The 10,285-nt window shown below is 33.5% G+C and carries 11 protein-coding genes; 2 read left to right on the top strand and 9 right to left on the bottom strand.

Going from position 1 to position 10,285, the window contains the following annotated elements; genetic code table 11:
- The 5 genes from A9G38_RS12185 to A9G38_RS02775 form a co-directional block, all read right to left on the bottom strand.
- Positions 1-275 (bottom strand): IS30 family transposase (locus A9G38_RS12185; protein ID WP_255307528.1); only part of this gene is annotated, 275 nt, incomplete at its 3' end.
- On the bottom strand, positions 251-454 hold the full coding sequence (locus A9G38_RS11915) for a hypothetical protein (RefSeq protein WP_141671699.1): 204 nt from the start codon (positions 452-454) through the stop codon (positions 251-253). The genes A9G38_RS11915 and A9G38_RS12185, both read right to left, overlap by 25 nt.
- Before the next feature lie 131 nt (positions 455-585).
- Positions 586-2,037 carry an APC family permease gene (locus A9G38_RS02785; RefSeq protein WP_034915161.1) on the bottom strand — a complete coding sequence of 484 codons (1,452 nt, stop codon included), beginning with the start codon at positions 2,035-2,037 and terminating at the stop codon, positions 586-588.
- A 185-nt stretch (positions 2,038-2,222) separates the two neighbouring features.
- Positions 2,223-3,257 (bottom strand): alcohol dehydrogenase AdhP, encoded by a 1,035-nt coding sequence (gene adhP / locus A9G38_RS02780; protein WP_065623129.1) that lies wholly within the window; start codon positions 3,255-3,257, stop codon positions 2,223-2,225.
- A gap of 485 nt (positions 3,258-3,742) precedes the next feature.
- A complete protein-coding gene (locus A9G38_RS02775; RefSeq protein ID WP_034915150.1) occupies positions 3,743-5,059 on the bottom strand; it encodes an MFS transporter in 1,317 nt (438 codons plus the stop codon).
- Between the two features lie 239 nt (positions 5,060-5,298).
- On the opposite strand from A9G38_RS02775, the gene A9G38_RS02770 reads away from it, so the two are divergent.
- Positions 5,299-6,339: a tagatose 1,6-diphosphate aldolase gene (locus A9G38_RS02770; protein ID WP_034915147.1), complete on the top strand. Its 1,041-nt coding sequence runs from the start codon at positions 5,299-5,301 to the stop codon at positions 6,337-6,339.
- A 115-nt stretch (positions 6,340-6,454) separates the two neighbouring features.
- Here A9G38_RS02770 and grxB read toward each other — a convergent pair whose 3' ends face one another.
- From grxB to A9G38_RS02750, 4 genes are all read right to left on the bottom strand, one after another.
- The gene (gene grxB, locus A9G38_RS02765) at positions 6,455-7,105 is read right to left on the bottom strand and encodes a glutaredoxin 2 (RefSeq protein ID WP_034915144.1); all 651 of its coding nucleotides are present in this window, start codon (positions 7,103-7,105) and stop codon (positions 6,455-6,457) included.
- Entirely contained in the window at positions 7,102-7,728 is a 627-nt protein-coding gene (locus A9G38_RS02760) for a Pr6Pr family membrane protein (RefSeq protein ID WP_051634346.1), read from the bottom strand. The genes grxB and A9G38_RS02760 overlap by 4 nt, the downstream gene beginning before the upstream one ends.
- Before the next feature lie 512 nt (positions 7,729-8,240).
- Complete coding sequence (locus tag A9G38_RS02755) at positions 8,241-9,455, bottom strand: hypothetical protein (RefSeq protein WP_034915141.1); 1,215 nt, start codon at positions 9,453-9,455, stop codon at positions 8,241-8,243.
- Entirely contained in the window at positions 9,455-9,727 is a 273-nt protein-coding gene (locus A9G38_RS02750) for a PAAR domain-containing protein (RefSeq protein ID WP_034915139.1), read from the bottom strand. Before A9G38_RS02750 ends, A9G38_RS02755 begins: the two co-directional genes overlap by 1 nt.
- Before the next feature lie 355 nt (positions 9,728-10,082).
- Here A9G38_RS02750 and A9G38_RS02745 point away from each other — a divergent pair.
- Positions 10,083-10,285 (top strand): helix-turn-helix domain-containing protein (locus tag A9G38_RS02745; RefSeq protein ID WP_141671696.1); only part of this gene is annotated, 203 nt, incomplete at its 3' end.

Here is a 10,285-nt window from a genome sequence, read left to right as displayed (position 1 = left end):
TTTAAATAATGCTCAATAGCATGATGATAATTAAATTCGGTTCCATTATCAAAGGTGATGCTTTTAACCATTTTTTCAAACGGCGTTAGCAATTTTATTATCATATCTCTCGTTTCGGAGGCGGTACGTTGATTGAGGCGCCCAATTAATACTAGCCCTGTTTTGCGTTCAACTAATGTCACCAATGCTTGCTTGTCTTTACGGCTAATAATCGTATCGCCCTCCCAATGTCCTCGCGTTTTCCGGCTTTCTACATAACTTGGACGTTGTTTAATTGACCGTTTATAACGGCGGTCTCCTTCTTTGCTTGTAATAATACGAATATCTGGTATCTTTCCTTCCTAGAAAGGTGATTATAATACATAGCAATCTCCAAACTGTGGTGGTGCGAAGGTGCTAGTATAAATCGCCTTTCTACTTTCTTCACTCCACCGTGTTTAAAATTGCACTTCATGTTTGAATTCAGGATATTTATAGCTTGGTTTCAAATTATATTTAACTTTTTATTTAAAAAAATAAACCGACATTAGCCGGCCTATTTATTGTATTGATTTTAGAATTTAAATTAATAATTAACTATTCTTATCATTTGCCACTAACGATATAACCATAAACAATTAATCCCAAAATGATACTTATTGAAACCGTAACGATCATATATTTAGTGCTAGTATCATATTTTTTCATTTCGCCAAGTGATAGCGCTTTATTTTTATTTCTTATATGATAATAGTAATACACAGGCAAACCAATTAAGGTGACCACTATTGAAGCTATACCATTTACGGTTTGATAAATTAACATTCCGTAAATAACATATATTGCACCTAACATAGCGATGATAGGAATAATCGGATAACCAATTACTTTATAAGTTCTAGTCACATTCGGGTATTTTCTTCGAGCAATTATTACACCAATGAAAGTTAATAAATAAAATACCCATATGGAAAACATCGATATTTCAGATAGACGATCAGCATCGAGTAACACTGAATAAAGGAAAGAAAAAATAACTAAAACGATAATCGCATTAACTGGTGAGCGACTTTCTTCATCAATAGTACTTAAATAACTAGCACCAATAATAGTCCCTCGTTCTCCCATGCTAAAAATTGTACGAGATAGCGTCATAATATAGCCATTAATACCACCTAAGATGGAAACCATAATACCAACTGCAACTAAATTACCACCAAAATGCCCAAACATCCGCTGTGAAGCAACCGCTGAAGCATCATGTCCTAGTGATACCATTTCTTTAACAGGAAAAATTTTGAATAATGCAATATTAATACAAGCATAAACTACAACAAGGAAGATTATGCCTAAAATTATGGCTTGGGGTAAAACTTTCGACGGATTACGGATTTCACCAGCTACCGATGCGACTTGCGCCCAACCGTCATACGCAAATAAAGTAGCTAAAATAGCAACAGCAAAAGGCGCATAGCTTTCAATCCCTTGCCCACTAGCACTGAACAATACCACTTGTCCACTACCTTTCCATAATCCAAATATAGCTAATAATAGTATTGGAATGAGTTTGCATATAGTGGCAATGGTTTGCAAATAACCTGCTTGTTTAATGCCAACTGCATTGATTGTTGCAATAAACACTAAAACGCCAGCACTCACTGCCATTCGATAAGCATCATTGATATGAAATAATAAGCAAAATACTGAGCTAAAATACCCGACTAGTGCTCCAATAAGTGAAGGCGCAAATAAGACAGTTATCATCCAACCATAAAGATGAGAAACTTTTGCTCCATAAATTTTTTCTAAATATACTAACATTCCACCAGTTCGAGGAAACATGACTCCTAGTTCACAAAGAGTTAAACCACCACAAATAGAAAATACACCACCTATTACCCAAGCTAGCAACGCAAAATTATAATCACCAGCAACTTCTAACACAGCAGGAGGTTTCATAAAAGCTCCTGCACCTAAAACCATTCCAACGACTAGTGATAATGCAGAAACTAAACCAAGATCCTTGCGCAAATTATTCTCTAAATTATGATCTGCCATGAAGTTCCTCTTGAAACATATAAAATTAATTAGCAAAATCTGATTATGATAGGGATTTATTTATAAAATAACAAGAAAAGATTAACATCATTTACATAAAAACACCGATAAATCAAATAAATAATTTTTTTATTTATAAAAAAGCCAGCATATAGCCAGCTTTTTGAATTACAAATAAGGTTAATTTATTTAGACTTCTGCATTTTCATATCAACAACCATACGACCTCGAATTTTACCTGCTTTCATTTCGTCGATCATATCATTGATATCTTCCAACGGTCTTTTTTCAACTATCGGCACGACCTTTCCTTCTGCACTAAACTGAAATGCTTCTGCTAAATCTTCACGAGTTCCAACCAATGAACCTAAAACTTGAATACCATCTAACACGGTTTTAGGAATACTTAAATCCATATTTTCTGAAGGCAAACCTAAGGCGACCACACGCCCTAAAGGTCGCACAGAATTGATGGCCTGATTGAATGCTGTTTTAGTCACAGAAGTTACAACAGCACCGTGCACTCCTCCTCCAGTGTGTTCTTTAATATAAACGCCCACATCCTCAACTTTTTTAGGATTAACGACCAAATCAGCACCTAGTGTTTTACATAATTCTAATTGGCTATCGCTGTTACTAATAGCAACCACTTTATTATTAAACACTTTTTTACCATATTCGACAGCAAGTGTCCCAAAACCGCCAATCCCAAATACTGCAAGCCATTGTCCTGGTTTAGTAGCAGCCACTTTAATACCTTTATAGGTAGTCACACCAGCACAAGTTACACTTGTTGCTTGTGCAGGATCGAGCCCTTCTGGCACTTTAACCGCATAATCAGCTTTAACAATGCACTGCTCTGCCATGCCTCCATCAACAGTATATCCTGAGTTTAATGCATTACGACAAAACGTTTCTTGCCCAGAAATACAATATTCACAAGTACCACAACCAGCATGGAACCAGGCAATACTAACCCGATCACCAACTTTTAAGCTTTTTACATCTGGGGCAACTTTAATCACAATTCCTACACCTTCGTGCCCAATAACACGACCTGGTTTTTTACCAAAATCGCCAGCTGCAACATGAAGATCAGTATGACAAAGGCCACAATACTCAACATCAACTAAGGCCTCTCCTGCTTTTAAAGAACGAATAGGAATATCTTTGATTTCGACTTGACCATCGCACTCTTGCTTAATAACTGCTGCTTTCATTTTTTCTCCTAGGAAATTTTAAAATTAAAATATCATTGGTTTTATTTTAACCTAATCCCACTTAAAAAATTTGAGTTATTTCACAATTTTATTAAATAGCATTGATTACTTAATGAACTATACTAAAACGTAGTCTTTCCTGAAACTTTTTAACAAAATGAGGGAGCTATTGTTTGGATGAATAAACCTGAAAAGCTGGAATATAAGGTAAGTAAGTTAAATGGAAAACAAAAATAAATTCTTATACTTTCCATTTAGCATATCATATAAATAATAGTTAGATGCTATTGACTTTTTGTATTAACCATAAGCCTCCTTTATATTTTTAACCACATCGTATAACAAGATAACAAAACCAATATAATTTCTTGATAAATTATCGCATTGGTGAATCATTAATATGATTAACTAGTTGTATTAATAAAACTCTTATTGAGTAGAAATTAACAGTCGGAAAATTCTTTAAAGTCTATAGTTGTAATTTGTTATGCAATATCTTTAGCTATATACTTTTGACTGTTATCCTTTATAAATAAATATAATCCAACCAATGCACCAAATCCAAATAATCCAATAACATAAATAGCTGGCGCCATTTTGCTAACAAAATCACTCAAAAAGGAGATCAACAGAGGTGTTAATCCGCCCGCAATAGCGTAAGCCATATTAAATGAAAATGATACACCACTGTAACGAATCTGGGTAGGAAACACTCTCACCATAAAATAAGCAAAAGAGCCTACAATACCAACACTAAAACCTGCTAAAGAATAAGTAATAAATAAAAGATGTGGGTTATCTAATGAAAGATAAAAAATAGCAATAACAATAGTTGCAATAACACAACCTATTAACATCACTTTCCCCATAGCAAATTTATCCATCATCATTCCATAAAATGTACAACTTATAATTAGTCCAATGATGGCTAATATATTTCCTTGCAACGCATCAATCGCTGAATAACCAAATTGCTTTTGTAATAAAATTGGTGTCATTAGCATAATAACCATAATACCAGCAGACAACACCCAAGTGAGTAGCATGGATAAAATAGTTTGAGGCAAATACCCCGTTAATACAGTGAGCACTGGTATTTTTTTAGCTAATTCTTGTTGTTTACGATTTTGCATTTCCAGAAAAATTGGTGTTTCTTTTAACCAACGACGTAAATACATTGCTATCAATCCAAAGACACCGCCAACTATAAATGGTATGCGCCATCCCCAATCAATAAGTTGTTCCGAAGATAAGCACTTATTCATGGCCGTTGAAACTAGCGAACCGAGCAAAATACCTAGGCTTAATCCACTTGTTAATATTCCACATGCCAATCCAATTTTATTTTTCGGTACATGCTCAGATACAAAAGTCCAAGCGCCAGGAACTTCTCCTCCTACAGCTAGGCCTTGACATAATCGCATAAGCAGTAACAATAAAGGTGCAAAAATACCAATATTAATATACGTAGGTAAACAACCTATAAATAGTGTTGGTAATGCCATAAGCAGTATACTTAACGTAAACATCCTTTTGCGACCAAATCGATCGCCAAAGTGCGCCATAACAATTCCACCCAATGGGCGTATTAAATATCCAGCAGCAAAAATACCAAAGGTCTGTACTTGGCTCAGCCAATCAGGCATATCATTCGGGAAAAAAAGGTGACTAATGGTTATAGAAAAAAAGACAAAAATAATAAAATCATAAAATTCTAATGCTCCACCTAATGCAGAAAGCGACAACGTTTTATAATCCTGAGCATTTAGAGTTCTTGTCGGTGTATGGAGTACTTTTGGCATGTTCATCCTTGTAAATTATTGTTTACAAACAGTTTAATATTTTTAACTACTATACTCTAACACTTAATCTTTTAAAAGAAGATAACAAATTAAGTAATAATTTAACTCAATCATAATGCCACTATATAACAATTGAATTTATTAAAATTAAGCATATCTTTAAAACTAGCACAAATGATTAATAAACAACCAAATAAAAGAACTACAATAATACATCTTACTAAACGGAGAGCTATAAAATGGCTAAAAAATGTATTTCTCGTGGTAAATTTACACGTATGCAGCAGTTATCAAACCAAGATGGCATTATTGCAGCATTAGCGATTGATCAACGCGGTTCAATGGTTAAAATGATGGAATCTGCTGTGGGGAAAGATCGTTATCATATCGATATGGTGTATGAATTTAAAGAACTTGTCTCTCAAGAATTAACTAAATATGTTAGTGCAATTTTGTTAGATGAAGAATATGGTTTTAAAGGCATGGCGGCTAAAAATAGCAATGCTGGATTAATCATGTCATACGAAAAAACAGGATATGATGCTAGTACTCCAGGACGATTACCCGATATTTTGCCTGAGGATTCATTACAACGCCTAATAAAAAAAGGTGCCGATGCTGCAAAAGTATTGGTTTATTATAATCCAGATGATCCTCAAGATATTTTAGACAAAAAACATGCTTTTTTAGAACGTTTAGGCAATGAAGCTAGAGCTGCTGATATTCCTGTATTTGTTGAACCGATTGTATATGATAACGTGATAACCGATGATAAAAGTCCTGAATTTGCAAAAATTAAACCTCAAAAAGTCATCAATACAATAAAAGAGTTCACTAAAGAGCAGTATTATATTGATATTTTAAAAGTCGAAGTTCCCGTATTGTTTAAGAATGTAGAAGGCTTTAACGACAACAATGTAGTTGTTTACACACAAAAACAAGCTGCTGACTATTTTAAACAAGCAAGTGAAGTAGCAACCCGCCCTTTTATCTATTTAAGTGCTGGTGTACCAACAAAGACCTTCCACCAAGAACTTATTTTTGCTGGTGAAAATGGCGCTAAATATAGCGGCATCCTTGGAGGTAGAGCAACATGGTTTGAAGGTGTTGCGGCCTATGCTAATGGAGGCAAAGAAGGTTTAAAACTTTGGCTAGATCAAACTGGTCGTGAAAATGTTGAGCATCTCAATAAGATATTAAAACAATATGCAACACCTTGGTACGATATCTATGGCGGTAAAAATAATATTGAAGTGATTGATGTTAAATTAGGTAATTAATTGCTAAAACAAAAAAGAACAGGTTTATTCCTATTTTTCCTGTTCTTTTTAATACCTCGCTCTAGAACCATGATTTAATATCAAACAAAAATAGCAAGATCCGCATTTTTAATTGTTAAATAGCTTTATCAAAAAATAGATCAACTTTACTAAGTTTAGCCATTGATTGTAGGTAATCCTTAATTTTAGATGAAAAAGTTAAGCTTTTAACACACGTCAAATTCCGTAAAACTGGAAACAAACAGATATCATCTAAAGATAATTGTCCATTACATGCATCTGGTGACACAATAAATAACTCAAGTTTATTTAATATAGCAGATACGGCAGACACTAATGAATCCGTTTGCATCAAACATTCATCAAACGATCCCATTTTTTTTGATTTACTATTAACAAAAGAATCGATAGCACTTTGTGTCGCAAACTCAGCTAAACCTAGTTTTATATAACGTGGACACACTAACTTATAATCATATTGTTGCAACTGTTTTATTAAATCTGTGATATCTGGCGATCTAGGACCTGTTAAAATGGGTTTATCGCCATAATTGTTATCAACATAATCAACAATGACTAAACTCTCAGGCATATAGCTACCATCATCTTTTTGTAAAATAGGCACCATTTTTTCACCAATCATACGCTCTGGCGATTGAAAATCATCACTCAATAATACCTGTTTTTCAACCGGTATATTTTTTAGACCAAAAATCATTCTAGCCCTAACACAAAAAGGGCAATGCTCATAAATATACAGTTTCATTTTCGCTTCCTTAAGCGTTCAACCGCCCATAATAAAAAAACTAACCCCAAAAATAATAAAAAAACAATACTTGAAGCATACAAAGCTTTGGGATAACCGATTCGTACAACATTAATAAAAGGGTATGGATATTGATTAGTATAATAACCTCGGACAAAAATATAAATGCCGTAAGATAGCATTGATAATATTGATCCTATAATGACATGAACGTTGATGCGTCTAAATGGCCCCCAAATCAGCCAACTTAATAAACCCAAAGCAGGTATAACAGCATGTAAACTTTCGTTAGTGATTTTCATTAATACATTAGGCGGGGTATGGATACCTCTTAACACTAAATTATACACAATAGCCGTTATAATCACACCAGCCAAACCATTTAAGCGAATAACTTTAAAACTATATCGATTACAATTGGGGTTAACAGATAGCCACAAACAACTTAATGCCAGCATCAAATTTGATAACACCGTAAAAAAGCTATAATAATAAATTAATCGGCCTATAGAAGAACTTGGTTGCCAAGGGCGAAACTTTGTATGCCAATAAATATAAGTTTCCATGGCAATAATTGCGATAGCAAACAGTGCTATAAAAAGATTAATACTTCGCTTTAGCATAAAAAATAAATATAGATAAAACAGTACATCAGTATATACCAAACAGTATAAAAGCAAAAAGTTAACTGATTATTTTAAATTAATGCAAATAATTTAAAATAATCAGTTTTTAATATATAAATAAAATGCAATTCAACTAAAACATACTAACTAATGTCTACTGAGTGATATAAAAATAAATAGGTAATTAAATGATTAATCAATTGTTGTTTAAACTTGACGACAAATTTTTTCATCATAGTCGTTTTATTTTATAATTTTTAACTATACCATAGCAGCATTTGTCCGATTTTTGAGTAAGACTCAATCTTTAGTTTTAATTTTCAGTGCGATATTTTATTAAATGTCTCATTTAATAAGTAATACATCCCTTTATAATGCTGTTCAAATTCTGCCAAATAAGTCGGGAGGATTAAAGGATATCATATTCTATAAGATGTCTTAACGTTATCACGGTAAAAATACAAATAAAAATCAAAAATTTGACATGGCTATATATATTACCTTAACGCTTAATCAGTGTTATTTTCTTGCAAATATGACACAACCGAAGCGGTAAGTGGTGTTTTACCTACCATGATCAATTGTTTATCTTTTTTCATAGATACATTTTCAATGGCTAATACTAATGCCAACCAATACGAACAATAACCAGCATAACCAATTGAATTATCGATATTAAAATAATTTTTTGCTTCAAACTGAATTTGATTAAAGTAGTGCATAATTTCATTTTTAAAATCTGTCGAAATACCGCTATACCAAACCCCGCCATACTGGTTATCATCGGCACTACTCCACAATAAAGCATGTTCAATAGTTTGCGTGAATTCCGTTTTTTGTTCACTACGATAAACTTTTATTAATGGCGAATTAGCAGTAGGAAAAAATGGCGCTCTATTTACGTTTTCCCCTGCTAGAACTAGCATTGACGCAAACTCACCTTCGTCTTTAATTGGAGCAGAAAACAGATGTGTATTAATCACCAAAAGCAACTCATCATCATGAGCACTATTGTCTAACCATGTTTCTATAAATGTGGATGAATGGCTGGGCTCTTCAATTTCAAAGCTAGCAGGATGACAAATTTTTTTTCCCAATGTTTCCATCCATAATGCCTTTATTTTATCGTTTGAAATTTCAGCATCAATAAATAACCTAACATGCAAATTTGATTGTGTTAACACGGCTGCAAATTTAGCTTTGTATTCTTTTTCAAAACGGGTAAAAATGACTTTTAAACGCTCATTAATGCGTTCCGATGTCATACCATCAATCACAGATAAAGTCGTGTGGGGAGTAATAATGCCACTATTAGGGTGTAATTTACTTGTAATAAGAAAATCATTATTAACAATAGCGGCGGCATTTCCTGCATCACCTTGTTCACTAATAAGTGAAAACCCTAAAACATATAACCCTCTTTGTCCATAATTAATCAATTTTTGTTTACGCTTTTCTATGCATAAATTCCACTGTTCAATATAAGCTAGACGATTACCATAGAGATAAACACCATATAAAAATATAAACAGCCAAGAAACAACAGGGAAAGCAAACAGGCCTGAAATAAAGAGGATATCTGATATGTCATAAAAAAAGCTGAGTGTAACTGTAATGATACAACCAAGCAGAATGAACACGATAAGCAAAACACCCCAGAACCAAAAATTCATTTTTTTAGCATCAGACAACGGAGCTGGCAGTAATGTTAAATCGATAGACATTAACTTTTTCCTACCTCGGATATTGATGAGATTAAAGAACAACCACAACTGCTTTTATGACCATCTAAAGCGACTTGCTTACCTTGATCGGAAAAAGTTGATTCGCCCTCAATAATAGGATTAATTCCATGGCCTTTTATTGGACAACTGACTAAATCCCCCAATCGAGCAACAGGTTTGCCTAAAATTGTCATTGTCGATGAAGCAGTAATGACTTTTCCACCATGATCTGTCAAATCGCCTAACCGAATAACTCCGCGTAATTTACTCATTTTTCATTTCCCTTATTAGGTTATATTGTTTAGTGTATTTCAATCTAATTTATAAAAATATTAATTTTTTTATTACAAATTAATTAAATAAACCATATTTAATATCGAATGATATAAATTGGTTAATCACAAATAAACCCGCTGCTTATTTTGTTTACAAAAAAATCTAATGGTTAGCAATAACCCCATGATTTACATTTATAAAACATATCCGCCACTCTGGCCGCCCGTCAAACGTAGCTCACCATCAGGCCCAAAACTGTAATAATGTACGCCTTGGATCGGCTACACTAATTAGTACCAGTTTTATAAGGTCATTGTTATGATAAACTAAAAATAAGAGAAGGTAACAACAATGGCAATCGATTCATCACGAAGAGCAAAACGTAGCTTTACTAACGAGTTCAAAAAACAAATGGTCATGCTATATCAAAATGGTAAAAAACGTGCGGATATCGTCGCAGAGTATGACCTCACCAAATCAGCATTAGATAATTGGATAATGCAGTACCAAACTACCGGCTCATTCATCGCAAAAGATAATCGTCGAACTGAAGA

This window comes from Gilliamella sp. Imp1-1, from assembly GCF_001690415.1.
Classification (GTDB): domain Bacteria; phylum Pseudomonadota; class Gammaproteobacteria; order Enterobacterales; family Orbaceae; genus Gilliamella; species Gilliamella bombi.
Note: the sequence above shows the minus strand (reverse complement) of the source record. Positions and strands in the feature narration are given on the sequence as shown.